The following is a 21,059-nucleotide window of genomic DNA, read 5'->3' as shown; positions in this document are numbered from 1 at the left end:
TTTTACAGTGTGGCTTCGCAAAACCACTGTGAGACCTGAGGCCCGGCTATGACCACCTGCTTCGCCTGATAGGGGCTACGCAACTGGTCAAAGCCTCATTCAACGCAAACTTCCGAAGGTGTTACGGACCTGAGTATATCAGCGGCAAACTGATGGAATGGGCCGAAAAGCAAGGAATTGCCTTGAGCCACATTCAGCCCGGAAAGCCGCAACAGAATGCCTATGTCGAGCGCTACAACCGCACCGTCAGACATGAATGGCTTGATCAATACATCATCGAAAGCATTGAGGAGGCGCAGGAATTCGCCACGCTGTGGCTATGGACCTACAACAACGAACGGCCCAATATGGGCATCGGCGACATCACACCCGCCCAGAAACTCAAAATGGCCGCGTTAATTCTACTTCGGAGTCCCGTTAAGAACGGGGGGATTACCAGCCCGCAGGACCAGATCGCGAAGCATGCAATCCTTGTAGCCCTTAAAGCGCGATCCGGGCGGAGCCGCGACCAGCAGAACCTCTTCACGCGTGACGCTATCCGTGTCGCCTTTAGGGCCGCGCCGCCGCGTAGGCTTCCCCTTGCTGCCAACCGTCCTGTCGCTGGTTGCATTTTCCATCCCCGATGGTCTGAACGGGGGACGTGGCGGCAGGTTCTTCAGCCGCGCGATCTCATCGCGCAGGAGCTGGTTGTCGACTTTCAGTCGGGTGTTCTCGATCCTGAGCTGGTCATTCTCGGCGCGCAGCTTTTGATTTTCCGCCTCGAGCTTTTCGATCCGGATGTCTGCCCGATCAGCCCGCGCCACCAGACCAGTCACAAGTTCGCGCAGCGCCTTCAGCGACAGCGTATCGGCATGCTCGGCCATGGGCAGGCGGCGCTTCGTCATAAATGGAGTGAATCATGATTTCCACAAAACAGGAATCCCTCCTGCCACCGGATTTGCTCCGGTTACCATTCAGGCCGCTCGATGAGGAGGGAATTGAGAAGTGCGTGGATAGCAACCCCACGCTGTCGGCCACGACCAGGCGGCACAGTAGATTTCTGTATAGCGTCTTGACGGGGCATTTCATTAAGGGAACGGAATTATTTCCGTGTTGGTCTGACCGAGGCGTACATCGCTTACGCACTGCTCCTTTCAACCTGGTCTTCCCTTAGATGCTACGGAGATGCGTCTCCTCGCGGGAAATCTCAAGCATTCTCTCGACAATCTGTAGACTTAGCATGACGATTTCATCGTCAGCAGTCTCAAGTAAACCATCCGCTTCGCTCACATGAAGGAGCCCCTGATCCGTATACGGTAAGTCTGAAACGAACAGAAGGGACCCCTTTCGCATATTAAACGTTTCTGCAACTGCGAACACGGCAGCCGTTTCCATATCAACGGCATCAAATCCCCGAGAGTGCCATTCTGCGACTTCCTCGCGGCCTTCAGCCATCAAGGCGGCCGTGGTGAAAACACGCGCAGAATATATAGAGTCTTGAAAAATCTCTGTGGAGTTTACGCCTATGATGTTCTCGCGAAACTCGACCTTATCGGAATAATATTGAGCAACCCCTTCACCGCTATACGCACTCTCGGCGTATATTTTATCCCCAAGTCTTAAGTTGCGATTGAGGGCACCACAGCAACCGGTTTGTATTACGGCCTTAGTTCCCATTTCACCAAATATATGCACAATTTCTGAGGCCATTGAGCCTCCGTAGACAGATGCGTATCCGATTAGATGGCCTTTAAATCTTCCAATGAAGACGTCCTCAAGAAATCCTGTCGGCGATCCCACCTCGAAGATCTCGGAGAAGTGGGCCGCGTAGCGCATGTAATGACGGCTCAAATTTCTCGTTCCTCTCAAAATCAGAGCGGACGGGACCATTTTTGGGGGTATATCCAGTAGCTTAAGCCAATCGCTGCCATTCAACTCTTTAAGCATCACGCCTCTCTAGCATCCCGCTACCGATTAGCGCCGGGCACCCATAATACGTCACTCACGCCATCAGAGTTGCACTTCCTCGCCAACACAAACAGATAGTCCGAAAGCCGGTTCATATACTGAGTACACAAATCGCTGACATTTTCGTTTTGGCTCAACTCAACGATATCGCGTTCAGCGCGGCGAGCGACAGTTCGCGCGAGATGCAGATAAGCAGAAGCTGGCGTCCCGCCGGGCAGGATAAAGGAATTCAATGGCGAAAGATGTCGATTTATTTCATCAATTTCTAATTCAAGCCGCACGATCTGGGACTTTGAAATGCGCAATGGGGGATACTTCGGATTTTCGGCTTCAGGTGTACAAAGATCTGCACCAAGATCAAAAAGATCGTTTTGAATGCGCGCGAGTGCGATGTCCACTTCATCACTTACATTCAGTCGAGCAACACCAATTATTGAGTTGACCTCGTCAACTGTGCCGTATGCAGCAACGCGCCTATCGTTTTTTGGTACCCGCGCCGAGTTACCTAAACTGGTCTGGCCCTTGTCGCCGCCTCGGGTATAAATTTTCGTAAGTTTTACCATGCCGGATCCTATTAAAATGATCGTACGTTCGCCCAGATGGTCTTTAACTCGGTATAGTGATCCAGCGCCTTTAACGATTTATCTCTGCCAACTCCCGATTGTTTGAAGCCACCGAAAGGAACGGTAAGATCGCTTCCGCTATAGTTATTGATGAATACTGAACCGGCACGGAGGCGTTTCGAAGCGATCACCGCATCATCAAAATTTGATGTCCATATGCCTGCCGCAAGACCATATATCGAGCAATTTGAGATTTTGATTGCTTCATCAAGCCCACGGCAAGTGAGTACACTCAGAACCGGACCAAATATTTCCTCGCGAGCAACTTTCATATCATTTGTGACCCCGTCGAGGATCGTAGGCTCAACATAAAATCCGCTTGGGACATGGTGGGCGATTTTTCCGCCGTACAGAAGGGAGGCGCCTTCCGTTTGACCGGATGCGATATAGGCAACAACCTGATCCCGCTGCCTATCATCGATGATTGCCCCAAAATCCACGTTGGGGTCCAAGGGATCGCCCAATCTCAGCTTCGATGTCAGATCTACAATCTTTTGCATAAGGGACGTCTTTATAGATTCATCCACAATCAAGCGGGAACCCGCGTCGCATATTTGCCCCGCGTTGAAAAAAATGTTGTCTACGACTGAAGCTGCAGCCTCATCCAGATCGCGAACGTCCGCTAGGACGATGTGCGCACTTTTGCCACCTGCTTCGATCTGAACCCTCTTCATATTCGACAAACCCGCTGCTTGAATTAGGAGCTTGCCGACTGCTGTTGATCCAGTAAAAGCCACGCAATCGACATCCATGTGCATAGCTATCGGTTGGCCTACTTCATCGCCAAACCCCGGCAACACATTAAACACGCCCCGCGGAATGCCGGCTGCCGTGGCGATTTCTGCAAGCTTGATAGCCGTCAGCGGAGATTGCTCCGCTGGCTTCAAAATTACGCTGTTGCCACAGGCCAACGCGGGAGCAAATTTCACAGCAGCCATATAAGCAGGGAAGTTCCAAGGCACGATGCAGCCCACAACCCCAACGGCCTCGCGGGTCACAAGCGCAAGAATGTTAGAATCGGTTGGAGCTACGTCACCGTATATTTTGTCGATACTTTCTGCGTACCACCGGATCGTCTTTGCGGTCGATGGTATGTCAAAGCTTAGCGCGTCACGGATTGGCTTGCCTGTGTCTATACTCTCGAGAGTGGCTAGCTCGACCAAACTGTCTTCAACAAGCGTAGCGAAACGCAGTAGCGTGGATTTCCGGTCTGACAGGCTCATGCGGCTCCAGCTCCCACTGTCAAAGGAACGTCTGGCGCTTTGAACCGCTAGGTCGACATCATGTGCATTGCATCGAGCAATCTGGGCAATAGTCCGGCCATCTACGGGGCTCACGCAGCCGTAGGTCGCACCAGACACGCTCCAAGTATAATTGCCGTCGATAAAAGCGCGCGTCTCGATGCTCAAGCGATCTGCGATATGGCGATAATTAGTGACTGTCCCTGCGATAGATGTCGTGTCCATGGTAAGTCCTTCCTCCCGCTACGAAGCGTACTCCGGGCTTTCTCGATCCAATATTCGCATCCAAGCGGCAAGAAAGTTATCGTCGTGGCCCCACGCCTCGGAATCCGGCTCTGACGAGAAGGCTTCAACAACCGATTTTTCGAGAAATTTGAGGGTCGCATTCCCGGATTCAGCAAGGATCTGGAATTTGCAAGCGCGCTCCAGATAATACAGCCTCTTGAACGCCTTTGCGGGTGTAAGCCCTCCTGTCACCACTCCGTGATTAGCTAGGAACACAATTGATTTCTCACCCATCGCTCTAGCTAGCCGTTCGCCGTATTCTTCCGTGATAACCTCCCCCTCGTAGTCGTCGTAATAGGCTATGTCATTATAAAGCCCGATCAAATGCTGATGTATGGGAAGTAGGCGGCCGTCTTTCCTGCAAGAAATGGCGGTCGCATAGGGGCTATGGACATGGAGAAAGCAACGATGCCTCGGATGAAGCCTCTGCAGTCCAGAATGCACGCACCACGTAGGCCGATCCAGCGCATAGTCCCCCGCCACGACATCGCCATTCGTCAGGTCAAGCGTTGGTATGCTTGAAGCTGTCACCTCGCTCCAGTGAAGCGGGTAGGGAGAAACCAGCATCTGCTTATCATCTTCAAGCCGCATGCTAATGTGGCCGTCGATCGCTTCGTGCAAATCAAGCCGAGCACATATTCTGTGAACTGCGGCGAGCTGCCGGTGTAAATCTGTTCGTGCTACCGCGTACCCCGTCATCTGATCCGCACTTCCACGCCGAAGTCTTGCATTATGGTTTCAAGCGCGCGTTTCCCTCGCTCTACCTGCTCGGGATCGAGCCATGATTTGTTGAAGGAATAGTCGTCGCCATCATCGGGACCTTCGTACGGAAGAAAGTCATCACCCCTTTTGCCCGGATAAGACGATATATTAGCGAAGTTGATAGTGGAGATGATGTCCCTATTTTCGCGAATAAACGAAATGGTTTTCTCATAGGTGTCACCTTTTATCCCGAACAGAATGTTTGGAATAAACCCAACACGGCCGTCATCATGTGTTCGCGCTGCGGAACTACCAGGCTTGGACGCATTAAAGGCTCGAATACCTTCGCAAACCTCTAGTACGTGCTTTAAGCGATGGGGTTTGATCAACTCAGCTAGAAGGTCGTCATCGCATGTCTCGACACCGACTTCGATATATTTGACGTGGAGTTCGTCCATAAACTCCTGCAACATTCGGCCGCCTTTCATGGTCAGCGTCGTCGCGGTGGTTTGGATAACGAACCCGAGAAATTCGGGATTAAACTTCTTCACTTCCTCAAACACTGGCGCGAGGAGTCGGTAATTTGAAGCTTGACCAAAAGTCTTGTCGTCCAAATAGATCAAGTGAAAATTCAGGCCCTTCAGGGCACGTGCCTGATCCATAACGCCTTTGTCATCGATTTCCGAAAGGACTCGCGGCACTGCGCAAAATCTGCACTTGTGCTTACAACCTGTGCTCAGCGTTATGCGGGGCATCCAAAGCGTCCCATCCGCAAACAAGCTGTAGTCAGGGGGCCTGGTGACGTCAACCGGAAGGCCGGGCACGTTTGCGATGTCAAATACAGATGAGAAATACACGACATTTGAGCAGTCGGAAAACTTCGTGGAATCGGTATACCCACCAAGAAGGAATTTCGTTCGTGGGCACTGACGAACGATATCCAAAACGAAGCTCTCATTGACATTCATCACTGAAAAAAAGACGAAGTCAAAATCTCGTCTGCGTATCTCGTCGATCGCCTTTTCTACGTCTTCAATAATTATAAGTCTTTTTTGACAATCGTCATCGACCATACCGACAACAATATTAATCCAGTAGGGCAGCTCTAAAAGGTGCTCATTAAAGAAATACCCCGGCATATTCGGATAACACTTCCGATATAGCTTTGACGATATTTCGCTGTTCGATGTGGAAAGCAGCTTGTTGCTGAATTGGCAAAACCCAATCTCAAGCGCTTGCACGCGATTTGTGACGAAATCCATTCGAAGACACTCCTGCACTAGACACGGAAATCAGCGAAAGAGAGGAGGCCGCTGCGACCGCCCATCTGGTTGTCTGGGTGACAATATCAACCGTCAATGACGAAAATACAACCCAGGTGAATCATTCCGCTAAAAATAGGGATGGAACCAACCATTGCGAGCCATCGCGCTATGTTATAGTCCGCATCGACTTTTGCAGGACGTTGTTTAAGCGGGGGATAGGGTTGAATGAGTAACTTCGTGCCAAACACGGTCAAATCACCATGCATCCGTCTATGCAAAATCCACGTAGAGTTGGGTAGCTGCATAGGGTGCGGCCGGACGATGGCGGAGATCGCAGCGTGGGGTAGCCTCGGGGTGGAGGCTCAAGCCAAAATCATCAGGAAGCTACCTAGCAGGCTTGATGCCATCAACCGCTTGGGGAAGGGAGACGAACCTTAGCCTCTCCCCATTTGACAAGGGATTGCAGTGCAAGCCCCAGCAAGAGGTAGATCAATGCGACCAATATAAAGATTTCGTACGGAGCATACGTTTCGGCAACTAGAGTCTTGGCTCTGCCGGTCAGGTCGAAGAGTGAAATTGTCGACGCGAGAGCAGTGCCTTTCATGAGCATGATTATTTCGTTGCCGTAAGAAGGTAGCGCAAATCTTAGGGCTTGGGGTGCGACGACCAATCTGAATACTAAAAACTGGCCCAGACCGAGGACCTTGGCGGCTTCCCATTGTCCCTTTGGAACTGAATTAACCGCCGCCCGGATGATCTCGGACGTATACGCGGCCGAGTTTAGTCCAAGAGCAATCACCGCGCAGCGAACGGGATCTTTGAATACGATCCACAAGGGGCTTTCTCGCAAAGCTGAAGCCTGAGCGAGACCGTAATAAATAATGAAAAGCTGAACAATCAGCGGAGTGCCGCGAAATATGAGGCTGTAGGTTGCCGCAAAGCGCCTGAGAGCGGATGAGTGAGAGTACCTAAGGAGACTTAGAATAGCGCCAAGCAATAAGCCAAAGAAAGACGAAAGAACTGTGAGTTTGATGGTCACTATAGCCGCGCTATAAAGGGACGGTATGCTTTCCAGCATAAGCGGTATATCGAGGTTCATATCGCAACCTCGGATTTTTTTTCGGCTTTCTCTTGCCATACTAGGATGGGGATAGAAGCTACTAGGTAAATTGCAGCGGCACCTCCGAAAAATATAAAGGGGGAATGGGTCGATCCGGCCGCGATGGATGATTTTCTTAACAACTCTTCAATTCCTACAACCGACGCGAGAGCTGTGTCCTTAATAAGGATAAGCAATACATTTGTGAGGGGCGCGATAGCCATCTTGTATGCTTGCGGGAGAATAATCTTTATCCATGCTGCAATTGGTCGAAAACCGAGCGACAATGCAGCCTCAGTTTGACCTAGAGAAACGGCTTGGACTGCACCGCGCAAAACCTCAGCCGTGTACGATCCAGAGATCAGAGAGAGGGCTACGACACCTGTCGTGAAGGGCGAAAATTCCACGGGCTTCATCAGTATGGTTGAGACAACGTTTGATAAACCATAGTAGAAAAACAATAGGATCACTAACTCTGGTATCGACCGGAACAGGCCTGCGTAGACACGCGCCACCCTGTTCAAGAGTCTCGATTTGGCTAGCGAGAAAGCGGCAAAGGTCACACCCACCATCACCGCGAAAGGCACAGTACAAACCGTCAAAAGAACTGTGTAAAGAAGCCCTTGAAGAACTTGCGGTCCATACGCTAGGGCATTTTCCATAAGTCTAGCCTCCCCGATCAATATCAACGGAGGTCGGTATCACCGAAATATTTTTCGGATATTTGATCAAATTTCCCATTCGACCGAATCGTAGCGATTCCTGAATTCAGTCTTTGCATCAGTTCGTCATGCCCTTTTGGCAAAACGATACCGATACCATCATCTGGCTTTATTACGCTTCCGAAGAATTCGTAGCCGGTTCCCTCGGGCTTCTTGAGAAAGCTATCTTCAGTCGCAATTTGATCTGCTATAAGCGCATCAATACGGCCTGCTATCAAATCCAGCCTCAGCGCATCCTGGGTGTCATATAAAACTACTTCCGAATCCGGATAGTGCTTCTGCAAGTGGGCCGAAGAGACCGTTGCCCGCTGTGCCCCGAGACGCTTGCCCCGCAACGTGCTATTTCTATCGTCAAGAAAAGCACCCTTTGCGGCGACGAAGCGAATAGATGTTCGATACAGCGGATCGGTGAAGTCTACTCTTTTCTTACGTTCCTCAGTGATTGACACGGTTGCGGAGACGATGTCGAACTTTCCGGCAATGATCCCGGGGATTAAGCCATCCCAATCCTGCCTAATCCATTCTCCAGTGAGTCCGGAAGCATCCAGAATGGCGTCGGTAAGTTCAACATCAAAACCAACCACTTTCCCCGACGGATCCGTATAATTGAATGGAGCAAGCGCGCCCTCCACACCGATCCTTAAGGGCCGATCACTACCTAGGCTTGCATTTACCGAAAACAAAGTTCCCAGCACGCACACGAATAACGATATTGCGATAGCTTTACGCATTCAGTCTGCTCCAAATGTTTGCAAAATTTCTCGTATTTCCATCGCCATATTCGATCAATGCGCGCAATTCCGCCAGACAAAATTTCCTGAGTAGCAGAAAGATTCCTTGAGGTTGTCTTTTCGTTTGACGCAATCACCTTCATCCCGCTGCGCGCTCCGATCTATTTTTTTTGCCTACCGGTTGACAAAATCGTACTGCTGGTTGAGTGTGTGTATCAGCGACGCGGCCCTTGCCGCCGGCACCAACTTCCGCCTTCTGCGGAAAGCCGTTCGCTCCCCTAATCCCGACATCGTGAAACTGATCAGGCAATCCTCGCCTTTTGTTCGCAATTCAGTCAGCTTAGGACCCACAAAATGCAATCCCCTTCCAATTTACAGTTCGAGACGAACAATAGGCCGGTGGTGATCGTCGACGCCTATTCATCTGCTAACGCGCTCGCTGAGGCTTTTTCTAAAGAGGGCTTCGAGTGCGTTCATGTTCAAACAAGCCAGGCGACACCACCGCTATTCGTAGGCTCCGAGAAGCCGGAATTCTTCAAAAGCGTTCTTGTGAATACCGATTTTGAGGAAACTGTTGCCGCTCTCGCAGCAATGCACCCCTTCGCCATCGTCCCGGGGGCTGAGTCAGGCGTCGATTTGGCCGATGCTCTCGCAACTAGGCTTTCGTTAATGTCAAACGATCCCCGGAAGGTCGGAGCGAGGCGTGACAAGTTCCGTATGCAGGAGGAAATCCGCCTTGCGGGCCTTCGTGCTATCCCTCAAGTCAAAGTGCAACATCCGGACGAAGCCGTGGCTTGGGCTGAGGAGCATACTTATCCCGTCGTTGCCAAACCAATAGCTAGCGCTGGGTCAGACTCGATTTTCATCTGCCACAATGGTCGGGAACTGAGAGAGGCTGTCGTGGCCTTGGTCGGCAAGCAAAATGTGCTTGGTAATATAAACGACTACGCATTGGTTCAAAAGCTAATCACTGGCGAACAGTATGTTGTTAATACAGTAAGTTGTGACGGTCGACATGTCGTTACTGACATGTGGCACTCCCGCCGGCTGCACGAAAAAGGGAGGAGCATTGCCTATGACTACGCAGAGCTTCTTCCATACGAAGGAGATATCCAAGAGGAGTTGATCGCCTACAGCGTTGAAGTACTGGCCGCACTCGGGATCCGATATGGTGCAGCACATACGGAACTTTTCGTCACATCTAATGGCCCAGTATTGATAGAAACGGGGGCTCGGATGGTTGGTAGCGGCGTCCCCCGAATTGTTTCCATTTGTACCGGGCATGGCCAGCTCGAACTCACTGTGTTGGCATACACCGATCCGTTTGCATTCCAAAAGCGACTAACACCCTACACGCTAATCAAGAATGCCAGGCTGGTAGCGATGATTTCGAGGCAAACAGGGACCTTGATCACCGATCCAGACCTTTCAGAGATCAGGAAGCTTCGATCTTTCCATTATGCCCGAATGTATTTGAAAAAAGGAGACACCATTTCTCGCACGACAGACCTCATTTCATCGCCGGGTGACATCCACCTCATCCACGCTGACGTCGAGCAGTTGGACATCGATTTGAAAGAAGTCAGGCGGCTGGAGCAGACGATCTTTGAAATCGCTGACGCTAGCACCAGTGGAGCGGTCGAGTAATGGTCACCACCTCCAATCTGTCCCGTCCCGATGTCATTCAGGCAGCACATAAGACAGTCCAACTCGCAGGGCCACTGGTCTCGTCCCAGTTTGTCTTGTTGCTGGTGAATGCAATACCGCTGTTTCTCATGGCGAACTTCACGCAGAAAGAGGTAGCAGCGGTCGCGCTTGCGCAGGCGATTTATATGCCATTCGTGGTTTTTGGAACGGGAGTCATGCAGGCCGTCGGCATTGTTGTGGCAAAACAGCTCGGCTCAAAGAGCGAAATATCTCATGATAAAACCATCATTCCCGCTGTGGTCTGCATAGTAATAATCGCACCGGCTGCGATCACACTGATACACCTCGCCGGATACCTCTTGCCGGTACTCGGTCAATCTGATGGTGTATCAAAATATACAATGGTTTACCTCTCAATTGTCTCGTTGAGTCTTCCGGCAAACTATTTATTCTGGACATTCCGTAGCTTTGCCTCGGCCCGCTCCATGACCTCTATATTACTCCCACTCGGAATTGTAGCCGTCGCGTTGGAAGTCTCAGTCGGGCTCTTGCTAACCCGCGATTGTGGGCCATGCCTCAACATCGGGCTGCAAGGAGGGGCTACCGCACTCGCCCTAGCACAGTGGACTTTGGCGATCGGCTTGTCAGGCTTTGTGCTTCTAAACAGGCGTAAAATAGGAGTTTCCAGCCTTGGGATCGACAAAGCTGCCGTCAGTAAGATTTTAGCGATAGGAGTACCGATTGGACTTGCTGTCGTTTTGGAATCTGGCTTTATGGCCATCTTAGGTCTGATTGCCGGAACCTTCGGAGAGGAAGCTCTCGCCGTTCACGGGATTGCCTTGCAGATTATAAGTGTCGCTTTCGCGATTCCACTAGGTCTGGGCCAAGCAACGACCATCCTCATCTCTCGCGCCATGGGTAGCAATGACAACCACGAGGCACGGGCTATTGGCATCTCAAGTATAGTCGTGGGATTGGGCTCAGGGGCTCTTGTCGCAGCTGCCGTGATGCTCTTCGCAGACAGGTTGTTCCTGTACTACCTCGGAGAACAGTTCCTCTATTCTCCTCTGCGCTTCATTATTTTTGTCGTAGCTGCTGTGCACCTGTTGGACACCCTGCAAGGCACCGGCATGAGCCTTCTGCGGGGTCTTGCCTTAACCCGAACTGCGCTGGCATGCGCGGTTACAGGATACTGGCTGGTTGGTGTCGCCTGCGCGCTGCTTCTCGGTCGGTTCGTGGGCTTCGGTCTCTATGGCGTCTGGATCGGATTTGGACTCGGCCTCGCGGTCGTGGCCGCCCTGACAATCCACCGCTTCTCCATCAACACAAGATGATATTTGCCCGTCATATACCTAGAAAGGTGCTGTTTTGAGAATTGAACGTGTCGCCATTTTCGCTGTCGATATCCCCTTCACCCATCAAGTGGCTATCTCTAAGGGAGCCCGGTCTGCCGCGTCGAATATTTTCGTCAAAATCGAGATACAAGGTGGTGTCTACGGATGGGGGGAGGGGAGCCCCTATCCGTCATTGACGGGCGAGACGCAGGCTGGTTGTTTGGCAGCAGCTAGGACGTTCGCATCATCGCTCATTGGGCGCGATGCAACGGAAATTGATGCGCTTCTCAACGAATTCCAGCAAATGTTTCGGGGACACGCTTCCACTAGATGCGCGTTCGATATCGCGCTCTATGACATCCTGGGGAAGCTCGCCCAAATGCCGTTGTTTCGTCTTTTCGGGGGGCAAAGAAGAGAACTCAGAACTGATTACACGATCGGCATTTTGAGCTCGGTTGAGGAAACGACTGCTGAAGCCCAGTTGGCCGTGCAGCAGGGATTTGAGACCGTGAAGCTCAAGACTGGCAGAAAAGGTTTCGAAGACGTTAGTCATGTCCAGGCTGTGCGTAAAATTATTGGCGAATCGCGGAAACTTCGGATCGACAGCAACCAAGCCTGGAACCATTCGGCTGCGTGTCGCAACATTCAAGAGATGGGCAATCAAGATCTGGAATTTTGCGAGCAGCCTTTGCCCTATTGGGATGTAGAAGGTCATGCTCAGTTGCGGCGTCAACTAACGGTCCCAATCGCTCTCGACGAGTCTGTATTCGATATTCATGAAGCGCTCGTAGTCGTTAATGCACGCGCCGCGGACGTGATTAACATCAAGCTCGGGAAATGCGGTGGTATCCACCACGCTCTCAAAATTGAAACGATTGCTTCCGCCTCAAATGTCATCTGTATGGTAGGTTGCTTCGGGGAAACGAGGCTCGGCCTCACAGCAGCCGCCCATTTTGCAATGGCTCGCCCTAATGTCAGGTACATCGACCTGGATTCCTCGCTTATCCACTCCCTCGACCCTGTCAAAGGAGGAATGGAGTTCGATCAGTCCTCCGGGGGAATTCTGCATCTTCCCGATGCGCCAGGACTAGGTGCTTCGATTGATGAGACGAAAATCCAAAATACTCTCATCGCAGAATATTGAGAAATCTCCAATTTATGATGGATCGGTTCCATGAGTAGCGCCAATTCAGAACGTTTTCTCCGCTTATACAAATTAATCAACGCCACTAAAAGCGAGGCGTCGCTGCAACGCCTACCAGACATAGAGAACCTTGCGAATATAGCTTTGCTGCAGCTGGTAGTGGATTGGGAAGGTATTGATCCATTAAAACTTAGTGAAATGGAACTCGCGTCCATTTTGCGACGGAAAGAAACATTCGCTCAAGCTCACGATGACTTCACTAAAGGAGCGCAATATTAGTTAGGTGCAAAGCCTTCTATTTCCTCCTTATCGCCGTCTTCAACTGTTTTACCGGCCAAAGAGAGAACTAGGCGAAGTATTTTTTCACGTATCGCTTTATTCTTGATAGAAAAGAATGCCGCATTTAGCAGCATCCCCTCTCGCGAAGCTTTAAATGTTTCGCTGACTACTTGATTGTCGTTAGCTAGAATAGCGCTTTTAGGAGGAGCGGCTTCGTCGAAAAAAACTCGAACATCGACTTCCAGGGCATTTGCCATGTCAACCAACATGCTGGCTGAGACGCGATTAGCCCCTCGCTCGTACTTTTGTATCTGCTGAAATGAAATGCCAACACGTTCCCCGAGGGCGGACTGTGAGAGACGTTTGATCACTCGCTGAATCCGGATAGCGTTACCAACCTGAACATCGACATTATTAGGTTGGGATCTCATCTTACCTCCCCAAACTTTAAAATGGTAAACTAGCCGCCCATTGTAGGGTAAGGCGATATTCGACGCATCATGCAATCGAAAACGCTTACTTATAATCAAAAAAAATGTTCATACCTGCAAAAATTGCGCCGCTGGCCGGTTGGGCTTATTCTACCGGATATGCGTCGCGAAGACCTATGTCATCATCAATAATCATCCCGGACCTTTCGCAACAGCCGCCTCTATTAGAAGCTCACGATCGCTATCGTCCGGCACGAGTTAAGACAACCTTTGATGCGATCAGCTAGAGAGGTACAGACGGCATTTCCCTTAATAAGGCATAGCCGGTTCTCTGCGCTCAAAAGCCCATTGTCATAAAACTGTAACAAACTGAAAAGCCCCATTCATTTTTGGCGGATGGCATCCGCGCGCTATAGCTGTAGCATTTTCAAAACGCCACCACTGTAACGAGGTTCGACGAACTCCTCCGACTTCAACTGTTTCGACCTGGATAACGGCGATGAGCAACCGAAAAAGACATTTAATTATAATCGGAAAGCCCCTGTGCGGCATAATCCAGCGTCTCAGTACGATGATTATGAAGATTGGCTCATGGAGGCAACGCGCTGAACAAAGAAGGTTGGCTAAGCTAACGACACTTGGGTGTGACCAGATGAAATTTCATAATACATCAGCAGATGACGTAGAAAGGGCCTTGCGTTCGGAAGGCCTTTTCCCGGAATCGAATGATGGGCAGAAGCAATCGCTTCAGCCGTTATTTCGCAATTTGCTAGCGTAACGAGGGTGATATCTAGTTGGGAGTTGAGAATGCATCAACCGAAGCTTGGGCCGACAGAACGCGTTTACTTGCAACTGAAAAATGATATCACCCTCCAGAACTTTAGCTTCAACGAGCGGCTGGTCGTAAATGAACTTGCAGAGCGATATACGGTAAGCACAACGCCCGTACGTGAGGCTTTAAGCCGGTTGCACGGAGAAGACTTGATCAATTTCCGTTATGGTCACGGATACTTCTGCAAGACCCCAACTCTTCGAGAACTGAGAGAGCTCTACGAGCTGCTAACCGTTATTGTGGCCTCTAGCTTGAAAAAATGTAACGTGTCCGGAAGTGACGCGCGCCATGTTCGTGAACTGGCGAGCATGGTCGCGGGGCAGCTAGAAAATAACGATGACAAGCGCCAGTGGGTTGTACATCTTACCGAAGAGGTTGTTTTGGTCGGGGGTAACCAGATATCGTTGAACCTAGTGAAAAACATACATGCCCGAACCTATTTCATTTCAAAGAGAGCTTTCATCGACGATTGCTCGTCTACTGATCTGATACGCATTGTCGACCACCTACAACAATCGATCAGATCCCACGACCTGCGATCACAAGAATCGGATCTGTTAAATTATCATGATGTAATGAGAAATAGCCTCCCAACGCTGCTCGTGAACCATGTGGGGGCTCAATATATTGCGCAAGCTTAGCAAAAAGGGCATCGTGTTTCCGATGTCACTTGCCTTGGCTCTCCTTCTTGCTGGAGCCCTTCCAAATATAGAGATTTTGGGCCATCGCGTCGCAGAAGAAAGCATCTCGCCGACTGATACGCGATTTGCTGATTTTTCATCAAGAACGCTCGATGCTACCAGCTTTAAAGGCGCTAACCTTCTGATGGCCGACTTTAGGATGTCTACTTTGCGACGGGTCGATTTCACAGGCGCCGACCTAAAGTGGACAAATTTCGTCGGTTCAGAAATTTGCGGGTCGATTATGCCAGACGGTTATCGCTGTGACCTAAATTGTTCGGGGACGGAGGCGTTTCAACCGGCAACACCCTCGACATGTCCATACCTAGCTGAAGATCTTGCGCGCTAAACAACACCGACAAAGTGAAGCCGCCGAAGAGGAGGAGCGTGCAGAAGACCGCGAATGACAGAAGATCTTTCACCCTCTTCGCGAACTCACTGATCTCCGGCGACACGTGATCAACAATTGCTTCTCCAGCTGTGTTGATCGCCTCTACACAGACTACTAGTATGAATAGCGCGATCAAGGTGAGATGTTCAGCAAATGACGCACGAACGACACCGAAAGAAATCGATGCGGTGATCACCATCCAAATCTCATGTCTCGCTGCTTGCTCACGAAGAAGGTAGCGAGCCCCGGACATCGAGTACGTGAATGATGCCCTAAGATGGCTGAAACCGTTTCTCTTGAATGCCTCGCTCTTATCCATGATAGCTCTCTGTGAACCTAACGCGCTCGCGGCTCGCCTTCAGGGGGGCGTTGCAGAATTTGTTCGATGTAGGCCATAACAGTCGGAGAGAGAGGTCCATACTCTAAGGCGCCGGCATTTTCGACCGCCTGCCTGGCATTTTTTGCCCCCGGAATCGGCAAAACGTTAGGACCCCTAGCGAGGAGCCAGCAAAGCGCGCCTTGAGCAAGTGTCCGCCCCCCTAAAGTTAGAAGGTCACGAATTGCATCCATCTGCGCGACCAAATCCGCTCTCGGGCGGCCGTCCGTGAAGTAACCCTGCCAATCACGGTCCGCAGACCTAACGTCATTAGAAGGGATCACTCGGCCGTCAGAGAATTTACCTGAAAGAACCCCCATTCCGAGTGGTGAGCGAATGAGCTGTACGAGATTGTAAGACTCGGCCGTATTGCACATTGCAGGTGCATCAAAGAAGACATTCATAGAATGCTGGACGGTGGAAAAGCCCGCTCGGGAAGCAAAAGCTCGAACACGCTCAGGAAAATCAGTGCTCCAACCATAGCTGCGTATTTTACCGGCAGCCTTGAGAGCTTCCAACGTGTCGAAGACTGGCCCACCTTCAATGACGGACAATTCGTTAAGGTGTAGCAGCATGACGTCGATGCAGCTTCGGTTTAATCTTTCCAAGCTACCATGCACGGAGCGCCGAATATATTCGGGATCAAACCTGGGACCTGTCATTTGGCGAGTGACCGGATCGATGGAATGGCCAAATTTAGATACAATAATTGCATCGGCCCGACCTGAGAGAGCGCGTCCTAAAATGGTTTCAGAATGTCCCGCTCCATAGACGGCGGAAGTGTCGAATACTCGCACGCCCGCGTCCCATGAAGCATGTATCGTGCGAATCGATTCATCGTCGTCCGAGCCGGAATACCCGACCGGAATATCGCCTGACCAGAAATGACCACCGATAGCCCAGCACCCCATTCCTATGCGGGGTGCGTTTTGCAATATGTCCATCATCTCAACAATTCCCTGTTTCTAAGGGTGATATTAGAGAAGGCGTCGGCACTGAGCAGCCTGCGTAATTGAAAGGTTTAATTCATGGATGAAACGAGCATCGATTGGGCCGACTTACGAATTTTTCTCGCTGTAGCGCGACACAAAAGTCTTGCGGCCGCTGCGAAAAATACGGGCCAAAGTGCAGCAACGTTGGGAAGGCACGTCACCGACCTTGAACGTGCTTTGGGAGAGGAGTTGTTTAAACGGCTGCCTCAAGGCTACGAGATGACTGATGCAGCGCGAAAGCTCCTCGCAAAGGTAGAAGCTGTAGAAGACCGCATCCTCGATATTGTCCGAGATAGGCGGAGCAGTGCTAGTACGATCCCCATCAGGATTTCCGCCGGTACGTGGATGACGTGGTTTCTTAGCCGAAACATAGCCCAAATCCGGACCGCCGATCGATCTCTTGTGTTTAGTGCGACCGAAGAAATCCATAACATCGGTCGTCGCGAAACTTTGATTGGAATCCGAAATCGTATGCCCACAGAACCGGGCGTTGCCACGCGGAAAACCGCCACAGTACATTTTGCGGCATATGCAAGAGCGGACGGCTCTTCTGCCGAAGACTGGATATCTACGACAATCAACACTCCTTCGGCGAAATGGGTTCGCGCGGCAAAGCGCGATCGAGTTCGGATCGAGGTCACCCATCCTCGCTCCCTGCTGGATTTGGTACTGGCGGGCGCCGGCCAAGCAGTCTTGCCGTGCTTTGTAGGTGACGCTCATGAAAGCCTCATCCGAACAGGTCCAATTATTGAAGAACTATCTCATGAACAGTGGCTGGCTGTACACGGGGAAGAACGCCACTTACCCCCGGTGCGGGATACGATTGATGCAATAGCAAAGCTCATCTCATCCCAAAAATCGCTGTTTGCCCCAGCTACACAAACATCATTCTCGTAGGTTCTGAGACGCAAGCACGCGGTAGCCGCCGTGATATTTCTTAGCGGACTCAGAGCATTTTAATTCAGGAAGCTGGCACTCGCCCGCCAAAAACATGTTAGCTGCAAAAAGAGGGCCTGCTTCTATCCCCGCGAGATACAGGATTTTTGAGGCGGCATACATAATGTCACTGTCCTGGCGGCCGGGGCGGATCGATGGCGGAGGATCAAAATTAGCTAAGAGCTGGTAATAGGTCTGGTACTTGGTACTTTCAGCGAATTGAACGCCGGGGATCTGGGGCTTATGGTCACCAAGATGCAAGAGAATAGTAGGACGCTCCCGTGCGAGCAAATCATGTGTCAAATTGCTGACAACGCGGTCGGTCTCCGAGACACGTTTTAGATAATCCAGGACACCGTTTGGAAGGTTACCCCATTTGCTGACCGATCCTGCATCGGGGTAAAAAGTTCGCGAAGGATAGGGGCCGTGATTGGCGCTGGTAAAAACGAAAAAGGCCCTGGGGGATGTACTGGGATTCGCCATGAGACGGCGCAGTCCCTCAGCGACATCGGCATCCGTTGCCCGTCTGATTTCCTGATCTGATGGGTTTAAAAACTCCGTGCCGTAGAACCTATCAGCCCCGTAATCGAGTTCCGACCGCGCCGCATCAAAAAGGTATCCATCTTGCGCATATAAGGATTCGATAACGTACCCTGCCACCTTTAAACGCTTAAAAAATGTATCGTTAAGCTTTCCAGCTAAGGTAGACGCCGCATAGGTGTCGTCACTAAACCAGCTGACGTGTGCACCAGCCTGAAGAGCGAAGACTGTATTCCAACTTTTCCCTCCGAAAATTCCGACGTTCAAGGTCCCGTATTGGATCGTCACGGGGCTTGCCTGGAACATTGGAAACTGGGATTCAGCGTTATCCCCAAGCTTTCCGTGGGCCAAAGCTGAGTACGTCAAGTCCCTCGGATCGAACGTCGATTCGTTAAACCAGACCACTATATCGGGCAGCGAAACAGAATTCCCATGATCAGGCAGCACAGCGCTTGCCTTCGCACTGACTTCAATCGCATAGTGCCTCTCCTCTTCAGAGAACGATCCGATGTTTCGTGGGGCTCCCCGCGTTGCGAACAAAAACATCGGCATTCCGGCGAAACGATAGCTCGAAGCGGAAAGCTTTTCCGCGTACGCAGTTCGCAATATGGGTTGCGCGGTAATCGAGGCAGCAACGAAGGCGACAATCAGGGCGACCGTCGCGGCCGAAAAACGCCGCCAAGGCCTCGCGATACCTGCTCGCGGTGAGAAGTATGGACCTTCCAAGCGAAAGCAAGCGCTTATGACGGCTATAAGGGCGGCACCCCCTAGCAATATTTTCCAATCCATCAATCCGGTAACATACGGGCCAATCAGTTCGATAAACTGGCGAAAGCCTGTAAGCGTGTTGAAATGCCGGGTCACATTCATCACGTCAGACCATCGGAGATGATCATCCATGAAATAGAGTTTTGCCCGGTCGGCTATGAGCAGTGACAGATATTCCACCACTGCAAAAGCGACCGAGAACCAAAATCGATTAAATAAGAAAACCCCTACGGCGACGATCGAGAAGATCGCTAAGTAGTTCCAGATAAAGGAGACAAGTGTCAGGTTTTGACGATCTGCAAATATCAGAAGAGCACCCAACCCGGCCGATGCCAAGATGATCCTGAGCATAAAACTGACCCCTCGCGATCCGACGGCATAGGTACCCTTTATTATGCATTGAGGCGATTGACATAATATATTGTCGAATATTTTGCACAATATCGGCCAGTCTGCTTCAGATCATGCTTAATCTCTTGTTGATTTATTCGCGAATTGCTTGCGAGCGAGCTTGGTCAGTGGGTCGTATATGATGGCGGTTAAAGTCGTTTTAAAATTGATTATCACGGCTGCCCTGATCCTTGCAGCTTTACGATCGGTAGATCTTTCGCAAATTCGCATCGATCTGGAAGAGTTTTCCATCTTTGTCTGGTGCGCTTCTGTGGTGCTGCTGCTAGGGCAATTTATATTTGTCAGAGCGCTACGTTGGAACTGTATCCTTGGTTCTATTGATCATCGCCTGCCGGTCATCAAAGCAATGACGTTCGCTTGGATAAGCCAATTTTTTAATCAGGTTCTGCCGTCTTCAATTGGTGGAGACGGAATGCTAATTTTTTTGGCGCGATCAGAGGGTGTTCCTCTAAAGCTGGCGATTCATTCTGTCATCATCGATCGGATCATTGGAACGACTGCGCTCTTCGCCCTATCCGCGTTGGCGCTTTTATTTGCGTTACCATACGCTACAGACGGAATGTTTTTAGTCGCGATTGTTTCCTTGTCGACAGTCGGTTTCCTAGCGGGTTTCAATTTTCCTGTGATCGTAGATTTGGCAGAGACGTTTCTACCCGCCCGTTTCAGCGAGATGATCAGGCAATTTTTGAAGAGCGTGCGAGGCATCTGGCACGGCCGGAGGCGCTTACTCGCATTAATAGCTCTGTGTTGTATCGGTCACATCTCAATGGCGACTGCAGCACTCCTCGTAGCAAAGGCGTTCGGGTTGCCGGCTCCTTTCATTCCTATGATCCTGCTTCTACCTGGCGTGTTCCTTTTCACAATAATTCCAGTGTCTTTTGGTGGCTGGGGGGTGCGGGAGACGGGAATGATAATCCTACTGAGCAATACAGGGATGCGCCCCTCTGACGCGCTCGCGATCTCAGTCCTCTATGGGCTTACTGAACTTGCAGTTTCAGCGGTCGGCGGCATCTTCTGGCTCCTCTTGCAGAGGCGAAGCCACGTACCATCGATGGAAAACATTCAGCAGGGGAGGAGCCAATGATCCATTCAGATACGTTACCGTTTCTGCGCGCATGGATCTCCGCTCCCCTTCGCGTTGGCGCGATCGTCCCTTCAGGCTCAGCCCTTGCTCGCCTCATTACGAGCGGCGTACCTGGCTGCTCTGGCAGGGTACTTGAACTGGGTCCCGGCACAGGCGTGTTCACTCGCGCACTCATTGATCGAGGGGTGCTCGAAGAAAATTTGGCCTTGGTGGAGTTCGATCCTGATTTTGCCCGGTCGCTTGCGTTACGCTTCCCGCTCGCTCAAGTCATCAATTCCGACGCCGCTGCTCTGTACCGGCGTCACCCCGATCTGGCCATTGTGCAGACCGTGATAAGTGGACTGCCTCTTCTAAGCTTCTCTCAAAGCAAGGTCGTCAAGATTCTAGTCGGCACTTTCGCTCATTTAGAACCCGGCGGGGCTTTTTATCAGTTCACCTATGGGCGTAGTTGCCCAGTATCTCGCCGCATACTCGATCGTCTTCATTTAAAAGCCTCCCTAGTAGGTAAAACCTACTCAAACCTGCCCCCTGCAACTGTTTACAAGATAACGCGCAGGCCTTTTTCGCATCTCACACATTGCCTATTTCCAGTCTAGACT

22 protein-coding genes and 1 pseudogene are annotated in these 21,059 nt (G+C 51.0%); 11 read left to right on the top strand and 12 right to left on the bottom strand.

Annotated features, from left to right (window positions below):
- Positions 1–125: 125 nt before the first annotated feature.
- A pseudogene (locus tag FHP24_RS27500) lies at positions 126–395 on the top strand (transposase); the annotation flags it as partial.
- Positions 396–1,149: 754 nt separating this feature from the next.
- Here FHP24_RS27500 and FHP24_RS27490 read toward each other — a convergent pair.
- The 5 genes from FHP24_RS27490 to FHP24_RS27470 are packed head-to-tail and all read right to left on the bottom strand — an operon-like array spanning position 1,150 to position 6,060.
- Positions 1,150–1,926, bottom strand: coding sequence for a phosphorylase family protein (locus FHP24_RS27490; RefSeq protein ID WP_139679441.1), 777 nt, complete (start codon positions 1,924–1,926; stop codon positions 1,150–1,152).
- 20 nt (positions 1,927–1,946) lie between these two features.
- Positions 1,947–2,510, bottom strand: coding sequence for a cob(I)yrinic acid a,c-diamide adenosyltransferase (locus FHP24_RS27485; protein ID WP_139679440.1), 564 nt, complete (start codon positions 2,508–2,510; stop codon positions 1,947–1,949).
- Positions 2,511–2,521: 11 nt separating this feature from the next.
- Positions 2,522–4,036, bottom strand: coding sequence for an aldehyde dehydrogenase (locus tag FHP24_RS27480; RefSeq protein WP_139679439.1), 1,515 nt, complete (start codon positions 4,034–4,036; stop codon positions 2,522–2,524).
- A gap of 18 nt (positions 4,037–4,054) precedes the next feature.
- Complete coding sequence (locus tag FHP24_RS27475) at positions 4,055–4,795, bottom strand: class II aldolase/adducin family protein (protein ID WP_139679438.1); 741 nt, start codon at positions 4,793–4,795, stop codon at positions 4,055–4,057.
- On the bottom strand, positions 4,792–6,060 hold the full coding sequence (locus tag FHP24_RS27470) for a B12-binding domain-containing radical SAM protein (protein WP_139679437.1): 1,269 nt from the start codon (positions 6,058–6,060) through the stop codon (positions 4,792–4,794). The genes FHP24_RS27475 and FHP24_RS27470 overlap by 4 nt, the downstream gene beginning before the upstream one ends.
- Positions 6,061–6,288: 228 nt before the next feature.
- Here FHP24_RS27470 and FHP24_RS29490 point away from each other — a divergent pair, with 228 nt between their 5' ends.
- Complete coding sequence (locus tag FHP24_RS29490; protein ID WP_139679436.1) at positions 6,289–6,501, top strand: DUF1289 domain-containing protein; 213 nt, start codon at positions 6,289–6,291, stop codon at positions 6,499–6,501.
- Here the strand turns inward: FHP24_RS29490 and FHP24_RS27460 are convergent.
- From FHP24_RS27460 to FHP24_RS27450, 3 genes are read right to left on the bottom strand one after another with little or no spacing between them, the layout of a single operon-like run.
- Entirely contained in the window at positions 6,470–7,162 is a 693-nt protein-coding gene (locus FHP24_RS27460; protein WP_180356153.1) for an ABC transporter permease, read from the bottom strand. The genes FHP24_RS29490 and FHP24_RS27460 overlap by 32 nt on opposite strands.
- On the bottom strand, positions 7,159–7,824 hold the full coding sequence (locus FHP24_RS27455; protein ID WP_139679434.1) for an amino acid ABC transporter permease: 666 nt from the start codon (positions 7,822–7,824) through the stop codon (positions 7,159–7,161). The genes FHP24_RS27460 and FHP24_RS27455 overlap by 4 nt, the downstream gene beginning before the upstream one ends.
- A 23-nt stretch (positions 7,825–7,847) precedes the next feature.
- Positions 7,848–8,615, bottom strand: coding sequence for a transporter substrate-binding domain-containing protein (locus FHP24_RS27450; RefSeq protein ID WP_139679433.1), 768 nt, complete (start codon positions 8,613–8,615; stop codon positions 7,848–7,850).
- Between the two features lie 354 nt (positions 8,616–8,969).
- On the opposite strand from FHP24_RS27450, the gene FHP24_RS27445 reads away from it, so the two are divergent.
- From FHP24_RS27445 to FHP24_RS27430, 4 genes are read left to right on the top strand one after another with little or no spacing between them, the layout of a single operon-like run.
- Positions 8,970–10,262, top strand: coding sequence for an ATP-grasp domain-containing protein (locus FHP24_RS27445; protein WP_139679432.1), 1,293 nt, complete (start codon positions 8,970–8,972; stop codon positions 10,260–10,262).
- On the top strand, positions 10,262–11,596 hold the full coding sequence (locus FHP24_RS27440) for an MATE family efflux transporter (protein ID WP_139679431.1): 1,335 nt from the start codon (positions 10,262–10,264) through the stop codon (positions 11,594–11,596). Before FHP24_RS27445 ends, FHP24_RS27440 begins: the two co-directional genes overlap by 1 nt.
- 34 nt (positions 11,597–11,630) lie before the next feature.
- Entirely contained in the window at positions 11,631–12,740 is a 1,110-nt protein-coding gene (locus FHP24_RS27435) for a mandelate racemase/muconate lactonizing enzyme family protein (RefSeq protein WP_139679430.1), read from the top strand.
- 30 nt (positions 12,741–12,770) lie between these two features.
- Positions 12,771–13,019: a hypothetical protein gene (locus FHP24_RS27430; RefSeq protein ID WP_139679429.1), complete on the top strand. Its 249-nt coding sequence runs from the start codon at positions 12,771–12,773 to the stop codon at positions 13,017–13,019.
- On the opposite strand, the gene FHP24_RS27425 is transcribed toward FHP24_RS27430, so the two are convergent.
- Complete coding sequence (locus FHP24_RS27425; protein ID WP_139679428.1) at positions 13,016–13,450, bottom strand: helix-turn-helix domain-containing protein; 435 nt, start codon at positions 13,448–13,450, stop codon at positions 13,016–13,018. The genes FHP24_RS27430 and FHP24_RS27425 overlap by 4 nt on opposite strands.
- An 807-nt stretch (positions 13,451–14,257) precedes the next feature.
- On the opposite strand from FHP24_RS27425, the gene FHP24_RS27420 reads away from it, so the two are divergent.
- Together FHP24_RS27420 and FHP24_RS29485 are read left to right on the top strand one after the other, a co-directional pair.
- A complete protein-coding gene (locus tag FHP24_RS27420; RefSeq protein WP_139679427.1) occupies positions 14,258–14,923 on the top strand; it encodes a GntR family transcriptional regulator in 666 nt (221 codons plus the stop codon).
- Positions 14,892–15,311, top strand: coding sequence for a pentapeptide repeat-containing protein (locus tag FHP24_RS29485; protein WP_139679426.1), 420 nt, complete (start codon positions 14,892–14,894; stop codon positions 15,309–15,311). Before FHP24_RS27420 ends, FHP24_RS29485 begins: the two co-directional genes overlap by 32 nt.
- On the opposite strand, the gene FHP24_RS27410 is transcribed toward FHP24_RS29485, so the two are convergent.
- Entirely contained in the window at positions 15,205–15,606 is a 402-nt protein-coding gene (locus FHP24_RS27410; protein WP_281287476.1) for a diacylglycerol kinase, read from the bottom strand. The genes FHP24_RS29485 and FHP24_RS27410 overlap by 107 nt on opposite strands.
- A gap of 83 nt (positions 15,607–15,689) precedes the next feature.
- Positions 15,690–16,676, bottom strand: coding sequence for an aldo/keto reductase (locus FHP24_RS27405; protein ID WP_246091971.1), 987 nt, complete (start codon positions 16,674–16,676; stop codon positions 15,690–15,692).
- Positions 16,677–16,757: 81 nt separating this feature from the next.
- Here FHP24_RS27405 and FHP24_RS27400 point away from each other — a divergent pair, with 81 nt between their 5' ends.
- Positions 16,758–17,618, top strand: coding sequence for a LysR family transcriptional regulator (locus FHP24_RS27400; RefSeq protein WP_139679424.1), 861 nt, complete (start codon positions 16,758–16,760; stop codon positions 17,616–17,618).
- Here the strand turns inward: FHP24_RS27400 and FHP24_RS27395 are convergent.
- Complete coding sequence (locus FHP24_RS27395) at positions 17,607–19,316, bottom strand: sulfatase-like hydrolase/transferase (protein WP_139679423.1); 1,710 nt, start codon at positions 19,314–19,316, stop codon at positions 17,607–17,609. The two genes, FHP24_RS27400 and FHP24_RS27395, sit on opposite strands and share 12 nt — an antisense overlap.
- A 178-nt stretch (positions 19,317–19,494) precedes the next feature.
- Between FHP24_RS27395 and FHP24_RS27390 the strand changes: the two genes are divergently transcribed.
- Positions 19,495–20,460 carry a lysylphosphatidylglycerol synthase transmembrane domain-containing protein gene (locus FHP24_RS27390; RefSeq protein ID WP_139679422.1) on the top strand — a complete coding sequence of 322 codons (966 nt, stop codon included), beginning with the start codon at positions 19,495–19,497 and terminating at the stop codon, positions 20,458–20,460.
- Entirely contained in the window at positions 20,457–21,056 is a 600-nt protein-coding gene (locus FHP24_RS27385) for a class I SAM-dependent methyltransferase (protein WP_139679421.1), read from the top strand. The genes FHP24_RS27390 and FHP24_RS27385 overlap by 4 nt, the downstream gene beginning before the upstream one ends.
- Positions 21,057–21,059: the final 3 nt, after the last annotated feature.

The organism is Aliirhizobium smilacinae, assembly GCF_006335145.1.
In the GTDB taxonomy this organism is placed as follows: domain Bacteria; phylum Pseudomonadota; class Alphaproteobacteria; order Rhizobiales; family Rhizobiaceae; genus Neorhizobium; species Neorhizobium smilacinae.
The sequence above is the reverse complement of the archived record's forward strand: the minus strand, read 5'-3'. Positions and strand labels throughout refer to the sequence as shown.